The sequence below is a fragment of the Paraburkholderia sp. CNPSo 3076 genome (assembly GCF_026343935.1).
GTDB lineage: Bacteria > Pseudomonadota > Gammaproteobacteria > Burkholderiales > Burkholderiaceae > Paraburkholderia > Paraburkholderia nodosa.
Map to the genome: position 1 here is coordinate 69,821 of NZ_JAPMAL010000031.1, position 21,374 is coordinate 91,194.

Annotated in this window: 22 protein-coding genes and 1 pseudogene; 7 read left to right on the plus strand and 16 right to left on the minus strand. The window is 64.5% G+C overall.

What is annotated here, in order from left to right; genetic code table 11:
• Positions 1 to 375: 375 nt before the first annotated feature.
• Positions 376 to 813 (plus strand): hypothetical protein, encoded by a 438-nt coding sequence (locus M3A49_RS31345; RefSeq protein WP_254358178.1) that lies wholly within the window; start codon positions 376 to 378, stop codon positions 811 to 813.
• A gap of 5 nt (positions 814 to 818) precedes the next feature.
• On the opposite strand, the gene M3A49_RS31350 is transcribed toward M3A49_RS31345, so the two are convergent.
• The 3 genes from M3A49_RS31350 to M3A49_RS31360 form a co-directional block, all read right to left on the minus strand.
• Complete coding sequence (locus M3A49_RS31350) at positions 819 to 2,189, minus strand: sigma-54-dependent transcriptional regulator (protein ID WP_266232430.1); 1,371 nt, start codon at positions 2,187 to 2,189, stop codon at positions 819 to 821.
• The gene (locus tag M3A49_RS31355) at positions 2,179 to 4,044 is read right to left on the minus strand and encodes a sensor histidine kinase (RefSeq protein WP_266232466.1); all 1,866 of its coding nucleotides are present in this window, start codon (positions 4,042 to 4,044) and stop codon (positions 2,179 to 2,181) included. The genes M3A49_RS31350 and M3A49_RS31355 overlap by 11 nt, the downstream gene beginning before the upstream one ends.
• Positions 4,045 to 4,162: 118 nt before the next feature.
• A complete protein-coding gene (locus M3A49_RS31360) occupies positions 4,163 to 5,503 on the minus strand; it encodes a 2-hydroxycarboxylate transporter family protein (RefSeq protein ID WP_266232467.1) in 1,341 nt (446 codons plus the stop codon).
• Positions 5,504 to 5,898: 395 nt separating this feature from the next.
• Here M3A49_RS31360 and M3A49_RS31365 point away from each other — a divergent pair, with 395 nt between their 5' ends.
• Positions 5,899 to 6,198 carry a hypothetical protein gene (locus M3A49_RS31365; RefSeq protein WP_266232431.1) on the plus strand — a complete coding sequence of 100 codons (300 nt, stop codon included), beginning with the start codon at positions 5,899 to 5,901 and terminating at the stop codon, positions 6,196 to 6,198.
• A 79-nt stretch (positions 6,199 to 6,277) separates the two neighbouring features.
• Here the strand turns inward: M3A49_RS31365 and M3A49_RS31370 are convergent, their stop codons facing one another.
• The 4 genes from M3A49_RS31370 to M3A49_RS31385 form a co-directional block, all read right to left on the minus strand.
• Positions 6,278 to 7,426 (minus strand): porin, encoded by a 1,149-nt coding sequence (locus tag M3A49_RS31370; RefSeq protein ID WP_416339049.1) that lies wholly within the window; start codon positions 7,424 to 7,426, stop codon positions 6,278 to 6,280.
• A 172-nt stretch (positions 7,427 to 7,598) separates the two neighbouring features.
• On the minus strand, positions 7,599 to 8,279 hold the full coding sequence (locus M3A49_RS31375; RefSeq protein ID WP_254332940.1) for a response regulator: 681 nt from the start codon (positions 8,277 to 8,279) through the stop codon (positions 7,599 to 7,601).
• Positions 8,280 to 8,298: 19 nt separating this feature from the next.
• The gene (locus tag M3A49_RS31380) at positions 8,299 to 9,675 is read right to left on the minus strand and encodes a sensor histidine kinase (RefSeq protein ID WP_266232432.1); all 1,377 of its coding nucleotides are present in this window, start codon (positions 9,673 to 9,675) and stop codon (positions 8,299 to 8,301) included.
• 61 nt (positions 9,676 to 9,736) lie between these two features.
• On the minus strand, positions 9,737 to 10,756 hold the full coding sequence (locus M3A49_RS31385; protein WP_266232433.1) for an ABC transporter substrate-binding protein: 1,020 nt from the start codon (positions 10,754 to 10,756) through the stop codon (positions 9,737 to 9,739).
• Between the two features lie 33 nt (positions 10,757 to 10,789).
• On the opposite strand from M3A49_RS31385, the gene M3A49_RS31390 reads away from it, so the two are divergent.
• Positions 10,790 to 10,921, plus strand: coding sequence for a hypothetical protein (locus M3A49_RS31390; RefSeq protein ID WP_266232434.1), 132 nt, complete (start codon positions 10,790 to 10,792; stop codon positions 10,919 to 10,921).
• Positions 10,922 to 11,056: 135 nt separating this feature from the next.
• Here the strand turns inward: M3A49_RS31390 and M3A49_RS31395 are convergent, their stop codons facing one another.
• The 4 genes from M3A49_RS31395 to M3A49_RS31410 all read right to left on the minus strand — a co-directional run bounded on the left by M3A49_RS31395 (position 11,057) and on the right by M3A49_RS31410 (position 14,491).
• Positions 11,057 to 12,154, minus strand: coding sequence for a glycosyltransferase family 9 protein (locus tag M3A49_RS31395; protein WP_266232435.1), 1,098 nt, complete (start codon positions 12,152 to 12,154; stop codon positions 11,057 to 11,059).
• A 75-nt stretch (positions 12,155 to 12,229) separates the two neighbouring features.
• Positions 12,230 to 12,358 (minus strand): hypothetical protein, encoded by a 129-nt coding sequence (locus M3A49_RS31400; protein WP_266232436.1) that lies wholly within the window; start codon positions 12,356 to 12,358, stop codon positions 12,230 to 12,232.
• Between the two features lie 188 nt (positions 12,359 to 12,546).
• A complete protein-coding gene (locus M3A49_RS31405) occupies positions 12,547 to 14,130 on the minus strand; it encodes a methyl-accepting chemotaxis protein (RefSeq protein WP_266232437.1) in 1,584 nt (527 codons plus the stop codon).
• Between the two features lie 79 nt (positions 14,131 to 14,209).
• Entirely contained in the window at positions 14,210 to 14,491 is a 282-nt protein-coding gene (locus tag M3A49_RS31410) for a hypothetical protein (protein ID WP_266232438.1), read from the minus strand.
• A gap of 162 nt (positions 14,492 to 14,653) precedes the next feature.
• Between M3A49_RS31410 and M3A49_RS31415 the strand changes: the two genes are divergently transcribed.
• Complete coding sequence (locus M3A49_RS31415; RefSeq protein ID WP_254352957.1) at positions 14,654 to 15,406, plus strand: hypothetical protein; 753 nt, start codon at positions 14,654 to 14,656, stop codon at positions 15,404 to 15,406.
• Positions 15,407 to 15,432: 26 nt separating this feature from the next.
• A complete protein-coding gene (locus M3A49_RS31420; RefSeq protein WP_266232439.1) occupies positions 15,433 to 15,612 on the plus strand; it encodes a hypothetical protein in 180 nt (59 codons plus the stop codon).
• A gap of 16 nt (positions 15,613 to 15,628) precedes the next feature.
• On the opposite strand, the gene M3A49_RS31425 is transcribed toward M3A49_RS31420, so the two are convergent.
• From M3A49_RS31425 to M3A49_RS31435, 3 genes are all read right to left on the minus strand, one after another.
• Entirely contained in the window at positions 15,629 to 16,477 is an 849-nt protein-coding gene (locus M3A49_RS31425) for an AraC family transcriptional regulator (protein WP_266232440.1), read from the minus strand.
• A 111-nt stretch (positions 16,478 to 16,588) separates the two neighbouring features.
• Positions 16,589 to 16,852: a hypothetical protein gene (locus tag M3A49_RS31430; RefSeq protein ID WP_254352960.1), complete on the minus strand. Its 264-nt coding sequence runs from the start codon at positions 16,850 to 16,852 to the stop codon at positions 16,589 to 16,591.
• 22 nt (positions 16,853 to 16,874) lie between these two features.
• Positions 16,875 to 17,945, minus strand: a complete 1,071-nt coding sequence (locus M3A49_RS31435) for an MBL fold metallo-hydrolase (protein ID WP_266232441.1) — start codon at positions 17,943 to 17,945, stop codon at positions 16,875 to 16,877.
• 195 nt (positions 17,946 to 18,140) lie between these two features.
• Here M3A49_RS31435 and M3A49_RS31440 point away from each other — a divergent pair, with 195 nt between their 5' ends.
• Positions 18,141 to 18,500 (plus strand): hypothetical protein, encoded by a 360-nt coding sequence (locus M3A49_RS31440; RefSeq protein ID WP_266232442.1) that lies wholly within the window; start codon positions 18,141 to 18,143, stop codon positions 18,498 to 18,500.
• Positions 18,501 to 18,591: 91 nt separating this feature from the next.
• Here M3A49_RS31440 and M3A49_RS31445 read toward each other — a convergent pair whose 3' ends face one another.
• Positions 18,592 to 19,551, minus strand: a complete 960-nt coding sequence (locus M3A49_RS31445; RefSeq protein ID WP_416339050.1) for a hypothetical protein — start codon at positions 19,549 to 19,551, stop codon at positions 18,592 to 18,594.
• A 312-nt stretch (positions 19,552 to 19,863) separates the two neighbouring features.
• Positions 19,864 to 20,820, minus strand: coding sequence for a LysR family transcriptional regulator (locus M3A49_RS31450; protein ID WP_254352963.1), 957 nt, complete (start codon positions 20,818 to 20,820; stop codon positions 19,864 to 19,866).
• 102 nt (positions 20,821 to 20,922) lie between these two features.
• Here M3A49_RS31450 and M3A49_RS31455 point away from each other — a divergent pair.
• Positions 20,923 to 21,374 (plus strand): annotated as a pseudogene (locus M3A49_RS31455) (RidA family protein).

Genomic DNA, 21,374 nt, shown 5'->3' on the forward strand with positions numbered 1-21,374 from the left:
GCGGCCGCCTGGTCGCACGAAAAAGCCGTACCCTGAAGCGCCCGGGCCGCGGACACTGTTCCGCGGCCCGAGCGCCTCTTCCGTTTACCACCGGCGGGGCACGCTTGCGGCATGCGGTGCGTCCGGCGTGGCGATCTCTGTGTCGAGACTGCTGGCGGAACGATGTCGAGGCAGCAGTGCGAACCGTATGCGCGGAGCGCGGAGCCGCATGGGTCGACTATCAGGTGAACCGGACTACGTAGCGACGGCACGTAGCCGCCAGCCGCGGGCAACGGCTATTGTGAAGAATCAGTTGCTGGCGGCGCTCTCGACCCTTAAGCTTTCGACGCAGCGACAGAAATGAACGAAAATGCTGCGAACCAACTGGAAAGCAACATGAAACGACTGTTACTCGTCGCACTCACCGCCGCCTCGTTCGTGACCTGCGCTCATGCGCAAAGCGACGCGACCGGCTCGTTCGCCACCCCCGCAGGCACGGTGCAATTCGTGCGCGACGACCGCGACTTCGTGGCGGTCCTCGGCAAGGATATCTTCGACCGCTTCGACGCGAAGACGCTCGCGCATTTCGACGAAGTGGGCCACGACAACAGCACGATTACGCGCATGCTCGTGCAGACCGCCTACGGTCCGGTGCTGTACGACTTTCGACGCAATCCGCCGCTCGTGCAGCACGTGACCACACGCATGACGATCAAGCGCGTGTTCTGGCAACCCGACGAAGTCGTGATGCAAGGCTCGGAGGGCTGGTTCCGGCTCAAGAACGGCGCGCTCACCAAGCTGCAATCGTCGACGACCACGTACCGCACCAACTAGCCCGGTTAAGCTTCCTTGTCGTCCTTCTCGTCACCCTGCGAGTCGCGATCCGCGATCTTCAGCTGACGCAGCTTGTGATAGAGCGTTTTCTTCGGCATCCCAAGCTCCTCGCTCGCCTGGGCAACGTTGCCGTGATGGCGGCGCAGCGTGTTCTCGATCAGCATCTGCTCGAAATACGCTAGCTGATCCGCCAGCGTCTCCCCTTTCACGGTAGCCGCGCCCGCGGAAAGCAGGCTGTCGCCGGTCAGCCCGAGCACGAAGCGGTCGGCGACATTCTGCAGCTCGCGCACGTTGCCGGGCCACGCGTGCGTCATGAGTTCGGACACCTGTGCAGCGGTCACGACCGGCGCCGGCGTGCCGAAACGCCGCGCGGCCGCGAGCACGAAATGCTCGAACAGCAAGGGGACGTCCTCGCGCCGCTCGCGCAGCGGCGGCAATTCGATCTGCGCGACGTTCAGCCGGTACAGCAGGTCGGCGCGAAAGCCGCCCTCGGCAGACACTTCGGCGAGGTCGGCCTTCGAAGCGGCTACGATCCGGCAATCCACCGGAATCAGCTCGTTTGCGCCCAGGCGCTCGACCACGCGCTCCTGCAGCACGCGCAGCATCTTGATCTGCAGCGGCATCGGCATCGTTTCGATCTCGTCGAGAAAGAGCGTGCCGCCATTCGCCCATTCGATCTTGCCAACGCGCTTCTTGATCGCGCCCGTGAACGCGCCCGCCTCGTGCCCGAACAGTTCGCTCTCGAACACCTGCTCGGGCAAACCGCCGCAATTGAGCGCCACGAAATGCGCGTCGCGCCGCGCGCTGAAGTCGTGCAGGCTGCGTGCGATCAGTTCCTTGCCTGTGCCCGTTTCGCCGGTGATCAGCACCGACACGGAGGTATCCGCGAGACGCAGAATCATCTTGCGGACCTCCGCCATGGCCGGCGACTTGCCGAGCACGAGCGCCTCGATCCCCTGCCAGTTGTGCAGCGAAGCGCGCAGGCCCTCGACTTCGAGCGTGAGCCGCCGTTTCTCGACCGCGCGCGCCACGCGGCCCGCGATCACATCGGAGGAGAATGGCTTTTCGATGAAGTCGTAGGCGCCCACACGCATTGCGCTGACCGCCGTCGAAATGTCCGCATGCCCGCTGATCAGCAGCACGGGAATTTGCGGATCGATCGCCATCACGTGGTCGAGCAGTTGCAGGCCGTCGATGCCCGGCATGCGCACGTCGGAGACGATCACAATCGGAGCGCCCGGCGCGATGTCGGCATACGCATCGGCGGCAGACGCATAGGCGCTCACCGGAAAGCCGGCCAGCGCCACCGCCTGCTCGACGCCGATACGGACATTCTCGTCATCCTCGACGACCAGCACCCGAATCTCATCTGCCATGTTCTGTCCTTTGCGGCTCGGCTGCCGCGAATTCGATCGTGAAGCGGGCTCCCCCTTCGTCGCGATTCGTTGCGGTAATTTTTGCGCCAAAGCCTTCGACGATGCGCGACGTGATCGCGAGCCCGAGCCCGAGGCCTTGCCCGCGCGGCTTGGTCGTCACGAACGGCTCGAACAGGTGCGCCAGCACATCCGGCGCGATGCCGGGGCCGCTATCCTCGATCGTGAAGCGCACACGGCCTTGCGCGTCGGGCTCACCCGCCTCGATCGCGATCGCGCGCGTGCTCGCGTCGCGCACGGCGTCGAGCGCATTGCCCAGCAGATTGACGATCACCTGTTGCAGTTGACTCGACTCCGCATACACCGTCGTGCCGGGCGCGATCCGCAAGTCGAGCCGCACCGCTTCGTCGCGGATCCGCGACTCGTAGATGAGCCGCGCATGCGCGACGGCTTCGCCGAGCGACACCGCCACGCGCTCCACTTCCGGCTTGCGCGCAAACGCCTTCAGCTCGCTCGTCAGCACCGCCATGCTGTCCACGAGGCGTCCGACGCGCTCGAGATTGGCGTTCGCCTGGGCGCCCTGATTGCGCTCGAAGAAGGTACGCGCATTGTCGCAGAGCGTGCGGATCGCGACGAGCGGCTGGTTCAGCTCGTGCGTGAGCCCGGCCGCCATCTGGCCGATCACGGCGAGCTTGCCGGCGTGCACGACCTCCTGCTGCGTGGCGCGCAAGCGCTGCTCGGTGCGTTCGCGCTCGGCGATCTCGCGCTGCATCTGCGCATTCGCTTGCGTGAGGGCGGCGGTCCGCTGCGCCACGGTCGTTTCCAGCTGGTCGTTCGCGCGCCGCAAGGCTTCTTGCGCCTTGAGCTTCTCCACGATCACGCGGCGGCGCTGCACCGCATACAGCGCATAGAGCGCGGCGATCAGGAACGCGCCCGTCACGAATGCGAACGCGAGCCGTTGCTGCCGCCGCGCGCCCGCCGTGTCGAGCAGCACCATGATCGTGTCCTGCCCTTGCGGCGCGGGGCGCGCCATCACGAGAAAGCGGGCCGTACGGCCCGCGCGGCGCAGGTCGGGGAAAATGCCGATCCACGCGCTGTCATTCCAGTCGCCAATGCGCCGGTATTGCAGCGCCTCGACGATGCGGCCCGCGTATTGGCGCGACGCCTGGATGTCGCGCTGCTGCGGCTCGGTCACCGCACGCATGGCGGTGAATTTCCATTCGGGCTGGGTCGAGATCACGATCACGCCGTTGCTGTCGACGACGATCGCCGCCTCGCCAGGCGTGCGCCACGCGGATTCGAGCGCGTCGACGCTGACCTTCACCGCGGCCGCGCCGATTGCCGTGTCGCCGTCATGAATCGCACTCGCGAAGTACAGCCCCGGGATGCCGGTGTTCGTGCCGATGCCGAAGAAGCGGCCGCGTCCCTGGGCGAGCGCGTCCTTGAAGTACGGCCGATACGACACGTTGGTGTCGACGAAGCTGACCGGCTGGTTCCAGTTGCTCGCGGCGATCACCGTGCCGTGCGCGTCGATCACGTCTACCGCGCCGCTGCCGACGTCGCTGTTGACCGCTTCGAGATAGGCATCGACCGCGGGCAACATGCCGCGCGCTTCATCGGGCGGCGCTTTGAGCAACGCGCGCACGCTGTCCTGCCGCGCCACCAGCGCGGGGACCATCTCGAAGCGTCCCAGCTCGCTTTTCAGGCTCGCCGCGTAGAGATCGAGCCGATGCTCGCCGACGTCGGCCAGCGCGTCGATCGCGCGGTTCCATGCGAACTCCACCGCGGCGGCGGCCGCACCGACATACAGCACGGCCGCCGCCGCCCATCCCCACCATGGAATGCCCTTGTAACGCATCTGCACGTTCGCCCTCGTCGATTGGCTGCCGCCAGACGGCGGGTTCAGCGGATACCGCGCGCCGGAAGCACCGGCGCCATTATCGCGAAGGCGCGCACGAGGGGCGCACAGCAGCGCGTCATGCGCCGAAATGCGCGAGCAGGATGAGCGTCACGGTCACGACGATGGCGCCGCCAATACGCGTGGCGATCTGCGCGAACGGCATGAGCTGCATGCGGTTCGCCGCGGTGAGGATCGCGACGTCCCCGGTGCCGCCCTGGCCGCTGTGGCACGCGTTCACGATTGCGGTGTCGATAGGGTACATCTTCATCAGGCGTCCCACCACGAAGCCCGTGCCCATGAGCGTGACCACGGTCGCGGCGATCGTCGCGACATTGACGAGCGTGAACGCGGCCATCAGCTTGTCCCACGGCGTCATCGCCACGCCGATCGCGAACAGCAGCGGGTAGGTGACCGCGGTCGAGAAGAACTTGTAGACCACGAACGCGCCTTCCTGCAGCGGCGGCGAAACCGCGCGCGCGAGCTTCACGAGCACGGCGAGGAACAGCATTGCCACCGGCGCGGGCAGGCCGAACAGCTTGTTCGCCATCAGGCCGATGAGGTACAGCGTGATCGCCGTGATGCCGGCCGCGGCGATGTGGCTCACGTCCACGTGCCCGCGAGCTTCGTCGTTCGACGACGCCAGTTCATCGCTCGCGCCGACTTGCAGACGACCGTTACCGGTCAGATGCGGCATGCGCTTGCCCAGCATGTCGAGCATGCCCGAGAGGATGATCGCGATCAGGCTGCCGAGCATCACGGGCGGCAGGACCTGCGCGAACAGGTCACCTTGCGCGACGTGCATGATTTCCGAATAGCCCACGGAGAGCGGAATCGCGCCTTCGCCCACACCGCCGGCCATGATCGGCACGACGATATAGAGCAGCGTGTGCTTGACGCCGAGTCCGAGCGCCGCGCCAACCGCGGTGCCAACGATGGTCGCCGCCACCGTGCCGGCCGCAAGCGGAATGAAGATCTTCAGGAAGCCTTGAATCAGCACGCGCCGGTCCATGCTGAGAATACTGCCGACGATGATCGAGGCGATGAAGAGATAGAGGAAGTTGGTCTGCTTCGTGAACTCGACCGTGAGGTGCTGCACGGGCTTGGGCAGTACGTGGTAGTACACGAGCGCCGAAGGCACGAAGGTCGCGAGAATCGCCGCCGCGCCGATATTGCGCAACACCGGCAGACGCTTGCCGAGTTCGGCGCACGTGAAGCCGCAGAAGGCGAGCACGGCGATGGCCATCGAGATCTCGCCGGGCACCTTGCCGGTGACCGCGAAGCCCGCGATCAGCGCAAACAGGATCACGTAGATCGGCAGCGGAATGATGCCGATGCGGATTTCCATCAGCTTCCACCAGCCTTCGGGCCAGAAGCGGGTTTGGGTCGTCGGGGATGATTCGGGGACCGTCTGGGTCACCTGCGAGGCGGCGGATGCGGATACGCTGTTCTGCACGGGATGTCTCCTTCGTTTTCGCGACCGGACTGCGTCGCGTCTCCGGTGCTTGTTTAATGAGGGCGGCGGCCCATCATGGGATAGGCCGCCGGGCCTCTATAAAGCAGTAGCCGTGCCAGCACGCGCCGGCCTCTCGAATAATCCGCAACACATTGATTTATTTGCAATTTTCCGGAGCGTCACTTCTCTCGAAGCCGCCGCCGATCCGAGATTTCAGAATCGGTCCGAGCCGCAGGCTGAAATCTCGGCCTGCCTCGGCCCGACCGTTGAGTGCATGGCAAGAGTGATTTTCAGAATTCGCTCTGGAACGACACCGATCGTTGGCAGAACATGGAATACCGCAATGTGAGGAGCGAGCCATGAAGATCGTCTTGCCAGGATGCGCCGTCGTTTGCGCCGCGGCGCTGTGGAGTGCCGGCGCGCTGGCCGCGCCGCCGGGTTCGGCCTACCAGACGCCTGTGCAGTTATCGAGCGGAAGGAATCTGCTTTGCAGCGTGAACGAATCACAGCCTGCCGGCGAAACGGCGGCGCTCACGCGTCGCGAGCAGGTGGAAGCCGATGTCCTCGCCACGCAGCGTTTGCGGCTCGTGAGCGGACCGGAATCGCCTTATCCCTCCGCCTATACGGCGCCGAGCGTAGCCTGCGTGAACGCCGGTTGATGCCGCAGAAAGAACGGCGGGGCTCGATTCGCCTGACGAATCGAGCCCCGCGTGCCATGAGAACGAATGAGAAGCGCGATCAGAAGCGCGTGCGCACGCCCGTCGTCACTTCGACCTGGTTGGTCGCACCGAAGGTCGTACCCACCGTGTAGCCGCCGTGCAGCTTCATGTAGTCGCCCGCCAGATACACCTCGGTGCGCTTGGACAGGTGATAGAAGATCGAGCCGTAGAGTGTTTCCTTGAAGCCGTTGTGCAGCCCGCTCGTGGGATCGAATGCGCCGAGGTTGGCGTTCGGAATATCGCCATCGACGTTATACGCGGCGTTGTGCGTGCGCATTTGCTGATAGCCGAGTTCGTAGTCGAGCGCGCCCTTCGGCACGAGCTTGAACGAGACCGTCCACGCATTGTCCTGACGCTGGCCGAGCGCCCCCTGATTGCCCCAGTAGCGGAAATAGCCCGCATTGGCGCGTACGATGCCGATCGTGTAGTTGCCGCCAACCGAGAACGCCTGGTTGGTGTTGCCGGCGCGGTTCACGTGGTTATAGAACGTCGAAGCCGTCCAAGTCGGGGCGTTGTAGCCGAGCGCGACCTGATAGTTCGCGTTATTGCCGAAGCTCGTTGAATTGCCGAACGCGTAGCCCGCCGCGGCGTAGATGCCGTTGTCAAACACCTTCTTCCACGCGACGCCGTTGCTGTAACGGGTGCCCGTTGCGCTCGCCGCGTAGAAAATCATCTGCTTGAAGTTGTTCGCGTTGGTCCAGCCGCCCTCTTCCGTCGTGAGCTTCGCGTTGCCGTACGGGTCGCCGTAAATAGCCGCGGCGTCACGCGCGATGGTGTTCTGGAAGCCCGCCGTGAGCTTGCCGAAGCGCTCGTCCTCCACGCCTACCCAGGCGTCGCGGTCGAAGAGCTGGCCCGGGTCTTCCATCTGGCCGTCGCTCACGCGGTATTCGCTTTCGAGGCGGAAGATCACCTTCGTGCCGCCGCCAATGTCTTCGGCGCCCTTCAAGCCCCAGCGGCTGCCGCTGAACCACGGTTCGCCGGCAATGCCCATGCCGATCACGTGATTGCCGTTGGCGTCCGCATGCGATTGATACGTAGGGACGCTCAGGTCGATAAGGCCGTAGAGTTGAACGCTCGATTGCGCGTGTGCGCCGCTCGCTGCAAGTGCGCCGAAGGTCGCGCCAACTGCAGCGACAGCAAGTTGTTTTCTCTTCAAGATCGTCTCCAGGGTGCTTCGTTGGAAGTTTTCATGGACCCGCTGCCATCACTCACCGGTTGCGGCGAGCCGTGTGAATCAGCGGGTGAGACGAATATTAGAGAGGTGAATCCTTCGCGATTCTTTCACGTACGATTCGTATATCTAAGTACATCCACCAATACCGGTAAATAAGCCGCCCTGCTTAGGCCGCCACCGGCTCTTTCGCGCGAAGGATGTAGCCGAGGCCGCGCAGCGTGGTGATCTGCACGCTCGACTCCGCCAGATGCTTGCGCAGGCGGTGGATGTAGATATCGATCGCGTCCACACTCGGTTCGTCGCTCAGGCTGCAGATGCGCTCCAGCAGCGCCTGCTTCGGCACAGCCTTGCCCTGGCGCAGCATGAGCGCTTCGAGGATGGAATGCTCGCGCCGACGCAGGCTGAGCGGCGCATCCTGGTGGCGGAACTCGCGCGTGTCGCAAACGTACTGCAGGTCGCCGCAGGTCAGCCAGCCCGACTTCTCGCCCGTCTGCCGCCGTATCAGCGCCTTGATGCGCGCAACCAGTTCGCGGCTGTCGAACGGCTTGACCACGTAGTCGTCGGCGCCGGCGCCGAAACACGCCACCTTGTCGTCTATCGAGCCATGCGCGGTCAGCATGAGCACGGGCACGTTATTGCGCCTGCGCCGCAAACGGTTGAGCACGTCCTTGCCGCTCAGCCGCGGCAGGCGCATGTCGAGGAGCACGAGATCGTAGCTCTGCGTGAGCAACACGGTGTCGGCGGCTTCGCCATCGGCCACGCAGTCCACCGTGAAATTCTCGGCGCGCAGCAGGTTGACGATCCAGTGCGCGAGTTCGGCATTGTCTTCTACGAGCAGCAGCTTCATGGTGCCTCCTCACCTCTCCTCATCCGGGCCAGACCGGCAAGCGCACCGTCGCGACCAGACCCACCCGCTCGGCCCCCGCGGCAACGCTCACCGAGCCGCCGTGCGAGCGGGCGACCTGATGCACGATGGCAAGACCGAGGCCCGTGCCCTCGGTATCCGCCGCGACGCGATAGAAGCGCTCGAACACGTGCGCGCGCGCCTCGGCTGGAATGCCGGGGCCGTTGTCCACCACCTGCAACATGACCTGCTCCCCTTCGCTGCGGCACACAGCCGTCACGCGGCCGCCCTTGTGCGTATAGCGAATGGCGTTGTCGATCAGGTTGGACACGAGCGAGGCCAGCAGGCCGGTGTTGCCCGCCACGTGCACGTCGTCGTCGAGTTCCGCGCCGAGATCGATGCCGCGCCGTTCTGCGGCCTGGACCATCTCTTCGAGCACGGAAGAAACGACTTCCGTGAGATCGACGCGCGTCTGACTGCGCGACGACTGTGTCATCGATTCCGCCTGCGCGAGCAAAAGCAGTTGATTTGTCAACTCCGCCATTTTCTGGCTCGTGCGGCGCACGCCCTTGAGTGCGTCGAAAAGCGCGGGATCGCCCGCGTCGCATTGACTCGCGAATTGCGTTTGCGTCGTGAGCAGCGTGAGCGGCGTGCGCAACTGGTGCGCCGCGTCGGCGATGAACTGGCGCTGCATGGCGGCATGCACCTTGAGCCGCGCGATGCACTGATTGATCGCCTCGACGATCGGCCTCAGCTCGGATGGCAGAGGATCCGGGCGGATCGGCTCCAGTTGCACGGGCTCGCGGTCGGCAACGTCGTCCTTGAGTTTCATGAGCGGCCGCAGTTCGAGCGTGAGCCCGAGCGGCACGAGCAGCGCGACGAGCGCCAGCATGAACCATTGGCGTGTAAGCTGCGGCCTCCACAAGGCGTTGACCATCGCCTCGCGCGACGCGATTGTCTTGCCGACGATCACCATGACGCGTTCGGCGCGGCCCGAGTCGTAGAGCATGCGCTCGTAGGCCACGGCGCGAATCGGCAAACCCGCATACGTGGTGTCGTAGAACACAGGCGCCTCGGCTGAGCTCGCGCGCGGCAGCGGCAAGTCCGGCGCGCCGCCCAGCAGGCGGCTATTGTCGGCGAGCACCTTGTAGAACACGTGATCCTGCCACGGCGACTCGAACAGTTCCAGCGCCGCCGGCGGGATGGTCGCGCTGAGGGAGCCGTTGTCCCAGTCGACATCTTCGATGATCGTGCGCGCCGAATCCAGCAGCGAGTGGTCCTGCACGAGATCCGCGGTCTGCCGGGCGGCATCGTACGACTCGCAACTCGTCACGACGACAAACGCGGCGAGCGGCACCAGCAGCCACAACAGCAATCGCCCACGCAGGCTATGCACCATGTCGCGCTCTCTCAGGTACCGAACCGCGAGGCTCGCGCAGGACGGCGGCTGCGGGCGTGCTTCATTTCGCGCTGACGAATTCGTTCGTGTACGTGCCGGACAGATCCACGTGCTTGCCCTTGACCGAAGGATTGAAACTCGAGAGCACCTTCAGCACGGTTGCCGGGCCGTCGGCGGGCATCTTGCCGTCTGCGGTGTACATCGGCAGCGAGGCCTTGAGTGCGCTCACGTAGAGCGCCTTGTCCTTTTGATAGTCGGCGGGCATTTGCGCGGCGATTTCCTCGGCGCTGTGCGTGTGAATGAACTGCATGGTGCGCACGAACGCGTGCGCGAGCTTCACCGCCTGAGCCTTGTGCGCCTCGGCCCATGCGTCCTGCACGTAAAGGCTTGCAGCGGGATAGGTGCCGCCGAGCGCGGCGCGCGTGCCTTCCACCGTGCGCATATCGACGAGCACCCTGGCGTCGCCTGCCTTCTGCAGCGCCGAGACGGTCGGCTCGGTCGTCATGCCCGCGTCGATACGCCCCTGCTTGATGGCCGCGATGAAGCTCGCGTCCGCGCCCACCGGCAACATGGTGTAGGCGCTGGAGGCGATGCCGTGCTGGCTCGCGAGATACTGCGTGAGAAAACTGGTCGAGGACCCAAGGCCCGTCACGCCCAGCGTCTTGCCTTTGACGTCGGCCATCGACTTGATCGTGCCGGCCGCTTTCGACGACACCACTTCCACTTCGCCGGGCACTTGACCGAACACGACGATCGCCTTGACGTCCTTGCCCTTGGTCTGCAAGTCGATGGTGTGATCGTAGAAGCCGACCACGGCCTGCACCGCGCCTGCGAGCAGTTCGTTCTCCGCATCCACGCCCGCGGGTTGCGAGAGCAGCTCGACGTTCAGCCCTTCGTCCCGGAAATAACCCAGTTGCTCGGTGAGGCGCGCGGGCAGGTAAATGAGCTTCGTAATACCGCCGACCATGATGGTGATCTTGTCGCCGGCATCGTCGGCGGCATGCGCGCCATGAAGCGCCATGGCAAACAGCAGGCCACCAGCGAGTGCGGCTCGACGCAGCGCGCCAAAACTGGATTGCATTGATTGTCTCCGTCAGGATGGGCCGGCGGCGCGATGCTCGCCACCTCGATCGTTTCGGGGATTTTAGAGATTCAAACCCTTCCCGAAGCTTTCGCGGGTCACGCGGATTTATACGGGATTTCCATGAGCGGCGGCACTATTTATGCTTTTAAACTTTCTGAATGAAAATGGCTTTTATTCAGAATGACGGCCGAGGCGCAGTCGATTCCAACAGGATTCCTGATCGATTTCGCGCAAAGCAGCGAGACCCGGTTCACGGGTATCTGCCAGGGAGAGTTGCCAGCCGGGGCTCGCGCGGGCCTAGCGCGGCAGCGCGCCCTTCATGACGCGCACCACATCGTTGGGCTCGATGCTCGTTACGTCGGTCGGCCCGATGAGCGGGGAACACCTGAAGAAGTCGTTCTCCACGTACCGGGTTCTCGGGTCGATATCGTCGCTGAACAACGCGACGGTCGGCACGCCGGCTGCGTGCGCGATATGCAACAAGCCGCCGTCCGCGCCGACGAACAGCTTGCTCTGCCCGATGAGCGCATAGCATTCGTGGATCTTCAACTTGCCGACCAGCGAGTCGAGTTTCAAGTTCCTGAATGACAAGGCAGTGAGATCGTTGGCTTCCTTGAGCCCGTTGTCCGATCCGATCAGCACATATTGATAGCGCGACAACTCGGGATCGTCATCGAGCCGGGCAAGAACGTCGGCCCACTTGCCGTAGATACGGTTCGACTCCCTGCCGCCAACCGAAATCGCAATTCTGCCGGCCCACGCTTGCGCCGGAAAATCCTGGCTTTGCGGCACATCGAGAGTTAGCCGCGAGTTCCTGTACAGCGCAGCTTCTTCGATCCCGGAATTCAGAATCTTGTTAAACGAGTAGTAGCTGAACTGAATGTGGTTGAAATTGCGGCCCGCATACCATCCAATCAAGCTCGTAAATCTCGCTTGGCCGGCATAGCGGATTTTCTCTTTAATGACTCGAATGCCGAGCTTGTTCAGAATAATGAAATCGTATTCGCCGAAATCGATTTCACGGTAATCCGTATAGACTTTCGAAAAATACCGGTCGTGGCGGAAAAGCTCGGCCAGAGAAGGATCGAGCACCACGTCCAGCTTGTACGACGTGCCGCTGAGGAGCGCGCGCCCGGACAGGTCCATCAACGCGTCGCCGAGGTTGTTGACGCCGCTGTAGAACAACAGGATCCGGGCGCCCGGACGCAACTGTGCAGATTCCGAATACAGACCCAGCTGCCGGTTCAACGAAAGGATCGACCACTTATGCAACTGCTTCTTCAGAAGCGAAAGTTTTTTATAAGCAGAAAGGCTCTCGACCTCATCCTGGACGATTTCCGGATGGGGAACGCGAAGACTCTTGCTGATAAAACCGCGGACCGTATCGACTTTCATTGTATTCAGCAGGAGCCCTGTCCAGCCCATCCGTAACCTTTGACCGAGCGGCTATTATGCCACCCGGCGCGAAGGTCACAGAACGCGCTGGACGGCCCGGGCGGAGTCTGTGATGTCCTGCCCGAAACCGGCGACCGTGTTGCAGCCCGCCAAAGCGGCCAGTGCGCCGATCATCGATACCACCACCAGAATCCGTCCGATCATGTTCAATTCCCCCTAAGCTCGATTTTTGATTGTTGCGCGGGCGGCCGCTTGTAGCCACAAGCCCGCGGAATCCAGCCCCATTTGAGTCGGCCGGAATTTCGTATTCTGCCTGTGCCGTGTCCGCGCGTGCAAAATTGGCGGCGGCTGCGGTTGCGCGCGGGGGCATTGCGCCGCCCGCGCGGGAAAGCTTACACGTGTAAGGCGCGCCGATCCGGCATATCGTGCGAGCCGGTCAGCCGGAACATCGAAACGGAGCCCTTGAGGTCGTTCGCCTGAGCGGCGAGCGCACTTGCCGCCGCCGCGGCCTGCTCCACGAGCGCCGCGTTCTGCTGCGTGACCTCGTCCATCTGCGTGACGGCCTGGCCGACCTGGCCGATGCCCTTGCTTTGCTCCTCCGACGCGGCCGTGATCTCGCTGATGACATCGGTCACGCGCCGGATTTCCTGCGTGATGACGCGCATCTTTTCGCCGGCCTCCTGCACGTGAGCCGCGCCCGCATGCGAGCGTTCGACCGATTCGTGAATCAGTTCCTTGATTTCCTTCGACGCCGCCGACGAACGCTGCGCGAGCGAACGCACCTCCGAAGCCACCACGGCGAAGCCGCGCCCCTGCTCGCCGGCGCGCGCCGCTTCGACGGCCGCATTGAGCGCGAGAATATTCGTCTGGAACGCGATGCTCTCGATAATGCCGACGATGCTCGCGATGCGATCCGAACTGGCGTTGATGTCCTCCATGGTCTGCACGACGCGCGAGACCACGGCGCCCCCTTGCTCCGCGGCCTCGGCGGCTTGCGCGACGAGTTGATTCGCCTCGCGGGCGCTGTCGGCGTTCTGCGAAACCGTGGACGTCAGTTGCTCCATACTCGCCGCCGTTTGCGCGAGCGACGCGGCCTGCTCTTCCGTGCGCTGCGAGAGGTCCTGATTGCCGGCGGCAATTTCGTTGGTCGCGGTGGCGATGGAGTCAGCCGAATGCTTGATCGTGTCGATGGTCTGCGTAAGCTGCTCCTGCATGCGCTTCATCGAAAACAGCAGGCTCGAACGGTCTTCCGCTGCGATCTCCACTACGGCGGTCAAGTCGTTGTTGGCAATGCGGTTGGCGATTTGCGCCGCGTAGGCGGGCTCGCCGCCCAGCGAGCGCAGGATGCCCCGGTTCACCACCGCCACGACCGCCGAGAGCGCCAGCGCGATCACCGCCAGAATGCCGAGGCTCCAATAGAGCGTCACGCGGAACGCCGCGTCGATATCGTCGACGTAAAGACCCGTCGTGAGAATCCAGTCCCACGGCTGATAGCTCACGCTATAGGAGATTTTCGGCGCAACGCCTTCCGAGCCGACGCGCTTGAAGGAATAGGACACGAAGCCCTGGCCTTCCTGCTTGATGACGGCAACAATTTCCTTGAACAGATAAACGCCGTTCGAATCCTGAAAGTCACCCACGTTCTTGCCGACCAGGTGCGGGCTCGCGGCATTCATCAGCAGCACGTACTGCGAATTCATAATGCCGAAGTAGCCACCCTCGCCATACTTCATGTTCTTGACGGCTTCCATCGCGCGTTTCTGGGCGTCTTCTTGCGACAACGTGCCGGCATTGGCGCGCTCGCCGTATGACTTCACCACGGCGAGCGCGATTTCCGAGGCGTGCTTTAAATCCGCCTTGCGCTCCTCGAGGCGCGTTGCCCGCATCTGCCAGGCGTCATAAATCGATACGCCTGCGAGACACACGAGGCTCAGGATCAGCGGCAACCAAAGCCTTTGCACAAATGAAAGCTTCATCAGTCTGTCGTTTTCTAATATTTTGAGGAGCGTGCCTGAGCAAGCGGCACCCCGCCTTCGCCGGCACGCATTGCGAGAGTTACTGCGTATACGGCGCCGGCTGCGTCCGCATTAGAGACAGATGACGCAACAAGCTCTTGCGAAAATCGATGCATGCGAAACAGTGCCGCTCAATGCGCCCGTGCTTCACGACAGGTGCAAGGGTTTCCTCGGCCGACTCAAACCCGACGAAACGGACGAAGAACGCGAGGTGCGCGACGCGCTGCGCTGCGTGCTCGGCCTCGCTCGCGGCACGCCGGGACCGCACCCGGCGTGGCGGCGGCAGACGGATTTCGAACCCGACGCATTCGTCGTAATCCACGGCACCTGCGTGCGAACGCAAGCTGCCGGCGGGTATTATTGAACAGTTGAAATCGCTGCAGTGCAAACTGCGCGGGCGTCGCCATTGATCCGCCAGTTTCAGGCCAATTCGACGCCTTGCGACACGTAACACAACCACGCACCACAACGGGCCCTCTCGTCAATGCGCATTTTCGGAATCAGTCTTTACGTCATCATTGCGCTACTCTTCGCAGTGCATGCCATCCGCAACCAGCAGAACATGTACTGGCTGCTGATCCTGTTCCTTTTCCCCGGCCTCGGCAGCCTCGTCTACTTCTTCGTCATCTATCTGCCGAGCCTGCGCCAGTCGCGCGGGGCGAGGGCGACAGGCCGGGCCATCTCGCAACTGGTCGACCCCAACCGCGCCGTGCGCGAAGCGCGCAACGATTTCGACCGCGCGCCGACCGTTGCGCACCGCATGCGCCTGGGCGCGGCGCTGCTCGACGCGGGCAACGCGGCCGAAGCGCTTGAGCACTACCAGGCGGCGGCCACTGGGCCGTTCGCATCCGATCCCGCCTTGCTCGAGGGCCTCGCGCGCGCGCAGTTCGCCAACGGCAATGCCGCGGCCACGCAGGAGACGCTGGAGAAGCTGTTCGCCGTCCAGCCTGTCGCCCGCCAGCAACCGGATCCCTCCTTGCTGTACGCCCGGGCGCTCGCTGCGAACGGCGCAGCGGGCACGCGCGCCGCGTTCGAAGCCGCGCTCTCGTGCGCGAGCGACGCCGCCCCGCGTTGCCTCTTCGCCGACTGGCTGGCAAAGCAGCCCGGCGACGCCGACCGCCAGCGCTCGCGCGAGCTTTATGCCGAGATCGTGCACGACGCGAAGCACTGGCCCCGCCACGCCCGCGAGCACAATAGCGAGTGGCTGCAACGGGCTCAGGCCGCGTTGAGCCGGTAGCGCAGACCTTCCTGCGAGGAGCCGCAGTGAGAGAAACCACCGTCAAGTTCAAACGTGGCATGTTCACTGCGCTCTTCAGTTGCGTCGCGCTGATCTGCGTGCACCCGTTCACGGCCCGCTACCCATGGCTGGGCATCGCCGCGTTTGCCGGCGGCGCTTGCGCATTCGTCGGCACGCAACTGGCGAGCTGGCTGTTCCGCCCGTAACGCGAGCGCAGCGCAATCACATGCGCGCGCACATGCGCCGGTAGGTGGCCGGCGTCATGCGGTACGCGCGGCGAAACCAGCGGCCGAGATGGCTCTGGTCGGCGAAACCCACTTCCGCGGCGACCCGGGCCGGCGTGTGGCCCGCCGCAAGCAGCCTGCGCGCGGCGCGCAGACGCAAGCGCACCAGGTACGCATGGGGCGAGGTGCCGAACTCGCGCTGGAACAGGCGCGTCAGACGAAACCGGTCGATGCCCGAGCTATCGACGAGTTCGTCGAGCCCGATGTTCGCGCCCATGTGCTCGTGCAGCAGGTCTCGAACGCGGGCAAGCGCGGGCGAAGCGGAGGGCGCCGCCGCGGTCGTATCGAGCAGATGGCCGCCCAGGCGCTCCAGCAAGCAGTCGAGCGCCTCGTCGCGCGCGAGCCGGCATTCCTCGCCATATAGCGCAAGAAACGCACGGCGGATCGCCTCGGTCAGGCGCGGGTCGTCAACGAGCGTCTGGCCGAAAGCGGCCGCCACGCCGCCCAGTCCCGCGATGTTGAGCCTGCGCGCCGCACGCTCTACCCACGGCTGCGGCAGGTACAACATCGCATAGGTGAAGCCGCCCGGCTCGGGCGCGTGGCCGTCGTGCAGCGCGCCCGGCTCGATCAGGATCGCCCGGCCCGGCACGCTCGTATGCAGCGACCGGTGACACTGAAAGCGCTGCACCCCCTGCTCCGTATAGCCGATCAACATGTCGTCGTGATCGTGGGGGTCGTAGGCGTGGCCGCTGAAATGCGCCCGCAAACTTTCGATGCCCGTCAGCACATCGCGCCGCGCGACGAGCCAGTGATCGTTCCGGCCCTCAGACACCGTGGCGTTCGTCATGGCCAGCCTCGCTCCTCGTTACCGGTTCCTTTCTCAAGGGCACGAGTGTACGCCAGCATGCGTGGAAGACAGAGCGTGGCCTCGGTGTCGTCAGGGCCCGCTCGACCGGGTTCAGTCGTCGAACTCGCCGGCCTGCAGCGCTTCGTCGAAATCCGTGATCCACGGGGCAAAGTGGTCGGTGTCGTAGGTGGCCGTCTTGCCGTTGGCGATCCGCGTGACAGACACCTGCCGGATCGCCGCGCGCTCGCCGCCGACGGCCGTTTTCTCGTGGTCCGAGATCCGGAACTCGCGCAGGTCGAGCCCCCGGCTCGCGAGCACAGCCTTGATGTCTTCCTGTTCGTCCCAGGAAAACTCCGCGAAGTCGTGGGCTGTCATGTTCGTCTCCTCCAAGGCGTCATCAGGGACTGCATGGCGCAACCGGCAATCCCTCGGCCTTCCAGCGCAACATGCCGCCAGCGAGATTGGCCACCTTGCCGAAGCCCGCCTTGGTCAGCAATACGCTTGCCTGCGCTGAGCGCACGCCGGAGCGGCACACCGCCACGACCGGCCGATCGCGATCGAGCTCGTCGATGCGCGCCGTCAGTTGCGAGAGCGGCACGAGCTTCGCATCGGGCAGATGGCCGAGATGGTCGATGAACTCGGGCGCCTCGCGCACGTCGACGATCTGCAGCGCCGCCGCATGCTCCAGCAGCGCCATGGGCTCGATTTCCCATACGCCGCTAAAGCGCAGCGTGAGCGGCGCCCAGTCGGGCGATTCCTGGATCGGCGCGTCGCCTTCGGGCTTGCCGCAGCGCAGGTTGGCGGGCACCGCGACGGCCATCTGCTTGGGGTGCGGCAAATTCAGGTTGCGCATGTAGCCCGCGAAGTCGCCGAGATCGACGTCGCCGCCCAGGCGCGGATTGAAGCGGCGCTCCTCCGCCACGCTCGTGACCGTGATGCCGCGATAGTCGTGCGCCGGGTAGAGCAGGCAGTCGTCGGGCAGCGAGAGGATCTGCTCGCGCACGGAAGTGAACAGCTGTTCCGCGCTCCCGCCCTGAAAATCGGTGCGGCCGCAGCCGCGTATCAGCAGGCTATCGCCGGTAAAGGCCATGCTCGCGTCGTCGAGCACGTAGGTCAGGCAGCCGCTGGTGTGGCCGGGCGTGGCGCGCACTTCCAGATACCGCTTGCCGAAGGCGATGCGATCGCCGTGCCGCAGCGGACGGTCCACGCCCTCGGCGCCTACCGCTTCGGCGAGCGCGATCTGGCTGCCGCTGCGCTCGCGCAAGCGCCACGCGCCCGTGACATGATCGGCGTGCACATGGGTATCGAGCGTCGCCTGCAGGCGCAGGCCCAGTTCCTGCAGCAGCGCGAGGTCGCGCGGCACCTGCTCGTAGACCGGGTCGATCAGCAGCGCCTCGCCGCTTTCGGGGTCGCCGAGCAGGTAGGTATAGGTGGACGATACGGGGTCGAAAAGCTGGCGAAAGATCATCGCGGCTCTCTGTCCTGGCAAACGCGTGGGTTCGCTTTGCAGTATGCCGCATCCGGTTTCGGCCCGGCTGCTCGACGTGCGCGAACTAGCCGCGTTTGTTCGGAAACGAACGAACGAACGAATCGAAAATGGAAGAAAGGTCGCCGTCAGCCGTTTATCACGTATCCCGGCGGGGTTTTTACAAGGACTGAAATCATGACCAGAATCCTGGTGTGCGCCATGGCTTGCCTTCTGCCCATTGCGGTGTTCGCGGAAGCGCCGAAAGTGGCCAGCGGCATGGTCGTCGACGATGACGGCATGACGCTCTATACGTTCGACAAGGACACGGTGCAAGGCAAAAGCGCCTGCGCCGGTGCGTGCGCAAGCATGTGGCCGGCCGCGCTCGCCGACCCCTACGACAAGGCCAGCGGCGACTGGGGGCTGATCGCTGCCGAAGACGGCAAGCATCAATGGACCTACAAGGGCCACCCCCTCTATCGCTACTCGAAGGACACGCACGCCGGCCAGATGAACGGCGATGGCTTCAAAGGCATGTGGCACACCGTGAAGCCCTGATATTATTTCGGCTACCTAATCGATCGACATTGCCAGGCTCGCCCCTGTGCTTCGGGGCGAGCCGTGGGTAGTGACGTTGCGTTGTTGTCGATCAGTCACCCGTGCGCAACGTCCAGACCGTTGCCGCATTGGTGCTGTCGTCTACGGCGGCAAACTGCGAGTGATGGTGGCTGTCCATGCCAAATGCGAGCCCGAACGCGGAACCCGCCGTGGGATCGACCGACATCTGCGCGACGAATTGGCCTTCCACGGTGAATTCGACGATCTCGCTGGGCTGTTGCGGATCGGCGTTCACGGCGTCGCCGTTGGCCGTGACGAGATGCCCGTTGGGGGCGAGCGCAAGGGCAAGCGGTCCGTGCAGGTGGGTATTGTCCTGATAGATCAGCCTCCCCACTCCGCCGCTATGATTCGCACCCGCCGCGCCGTAGACGGCGAACACCGCGTTGTCGCCCGTCGAGGCGACGTACAGCACGTCGTGTTGGCCGTCATAGGCGAGCCCCGTCGGGCCAACGACCAGAGCAGCCGGATCGGTGCGATGCAGATAGCCCGAAGCGACGATCGTCGAGGACGGCAACTCCGTCACGCCGTTCTCGCCGATCGCAAGGTCGATCCGGGCGACGGTGCCGTTGAGCACGTCCGAGACGAAGACCTTCACGACCTGGCCGCCGTCGATCACGGTGAGGTCCCAGGGGCCGTCGAGCAGCCGCGCATCTTTCAGTTCTTTCACGACCCGGCCCTGCGGATTGATGACGAGAAGCGAGCCCGGCGCGGTGACGTTCTTGCCGTCGGTGGTCGGCACGTTGCCCACCAGCACGAAGCCGCTTCTCAACACGGCGAGCGCCGTCGTGAGACCGAGGTGCGCTCCCTGGAAGAACGTCACCGGCTGGCCATTCGGAACGAGCTTCACGATCGTCGTGCCGGTGCCCTGCAGATTCGATTGCGCATTGAAGTTGGACACCACTACGTCGCCGGGTTTGAGCGTGCTCCATGAGGGCACGCCGAACGGTACGAATGCAATGCCGTACGGATTGACGTCGCCATTGGACGGCACGGTCGACGAAGTCGCGAACGCCGGCGGCAGGATCGCCTGCAGGTCGTCGGCGCGGACCGTTCCCAGCGAAAGGGCGAAGAGCCCGGCGCCCAACGCCACGTGACGCAGCCGCGGCACGAGCGCGGCCCGGTTCCTGCCGAAGTATGAACGACATGCAGACAACGAGCGAGAAGCTTTCATCTGACACCTCCTTCTCGCGGGGACGGTCCGGAACGCCAGGACGACTCGCGCGGCCAGTGAACGCACCATGCTTCGCGCGCCCCGCGTCCTGCGTAAACGATCCAGCAGCGAGGCTATTCCGCTGCGCGCGCTTCAACGTTTCGCCGTTCCGGTTTGCGCTTTCGGTGCAACCACAGGCGCCGCCAGCTGCTCCACCAGAAAGTCCACGAACGCCCGTACCCGCGACGTCAAATAACGTGCATGCGGATACAGCAGAATGAACGGCCGGGTACGCCCGCCCTCCTCGCGCAGCACTTCCACGAGCCTGCCCTCGCGCAGGTCGTCCGCCACCACGAAGCGATACGTCTGGAACAGCCCCGCCCCCGCGCGCGCGAGCGTCACGCCGGCGAGCGCGTCGCCCGACGTTCCGTAACTTCCGCTCGTGATCACATCGCCATCTTCATTGGCATTGCCGTCGAATGTCCACGCGAGATGGCGCCCACTACTTGGCAGTTCGAACTGTATGCATTCGTGCGACTGTAGATCCGCCACGGACTTGGGTACGCCGGCGCGCTTCAGATAGGCGGGCGTGGCCACCACCACCATCTCCGCGTCTTCCAGCTTGCGCGCCACCAGGTTGGAATCGGCCGGCGCGCGGCCGCGAATCGCCAGATCGAAGCCTTCGTCCGCGAAGTCGATGTTGCGGTTGCTCAGATGCGTGTCGACCTGCACCTCCGGATAGCGCTCGCGAAACGCCGGCAAGAGCGGCAGCACGCGATAGTGCCCGTAGGGCGTGGGCATGCTGATGCGCAGCACGCCAGCCGGCGTGGTCTGCTCGCCCGTGACTTCGCGTTCGGCGTCCACGAGTTGCGAGAGCGCCTGGCGGCACTGTTCGAAGTAGCGCCGCCCCGCATCGGTCAGGCGGATCTGGCGCGTCGTGCGCACGAACAGGCGCACGCCGAGCCGCTCTTCGAGCCGCGCCACGGATCGGCTCACCGCGGCGGGCGTGACGCTCGCCGCATTGGCCGCCAGCGTGAAGCTGCCCAGCTCCGCCGCCTGGCAGAACAGTTCAATGCTGCCCAGCAGCAGATCGTCGAATTTGCGTTGCATGCCCGTTTTCTCCTGATTGCTCCTGTTCGCGCCCGGTGCTTTGGTTCTATCCTGAAGCGTCCCACATGAGGCGAATGCTCATCACCACTGGAGGAGAACATCGTGTCCGTCGAACAACAAAAACTTGCCGATCTCGGTCTCGCGCTGCCCGACTCACCGCAACCGCTCGGCAACTACAAGGCCATCTGCTCTTCATCTCCGGCCAGGGGCCGCTCGTCGACGGCAGGCTGCGTTGGAGCGGACGCGTGGGCGTGGAGCTGACGCTCGAACAAGGCCGCGAGGCCGCGCAGCTCACCGCCTTGAACGTGCTCGCGCAAATCAAGCGGCACCTGGGCAGCTTCGAGCGCCTCCATCACATCGTGCGCATGGAAGGCCACGTGAGCAGCGCCGAAGGCTTTCTCGACCAGCCCACCGTGCTCGACGCCGCGCCGGACCTCTTCGCCGCCGCGCTCGGCGAAAAGGCCGGGCACGCGCGCTCCGCGTTCTCGCACCCGCGACTGCCCCTCGATTTGCCCGTCGAACTCGTGGTGATCGCGCAGATTCTGCCTGCCTGA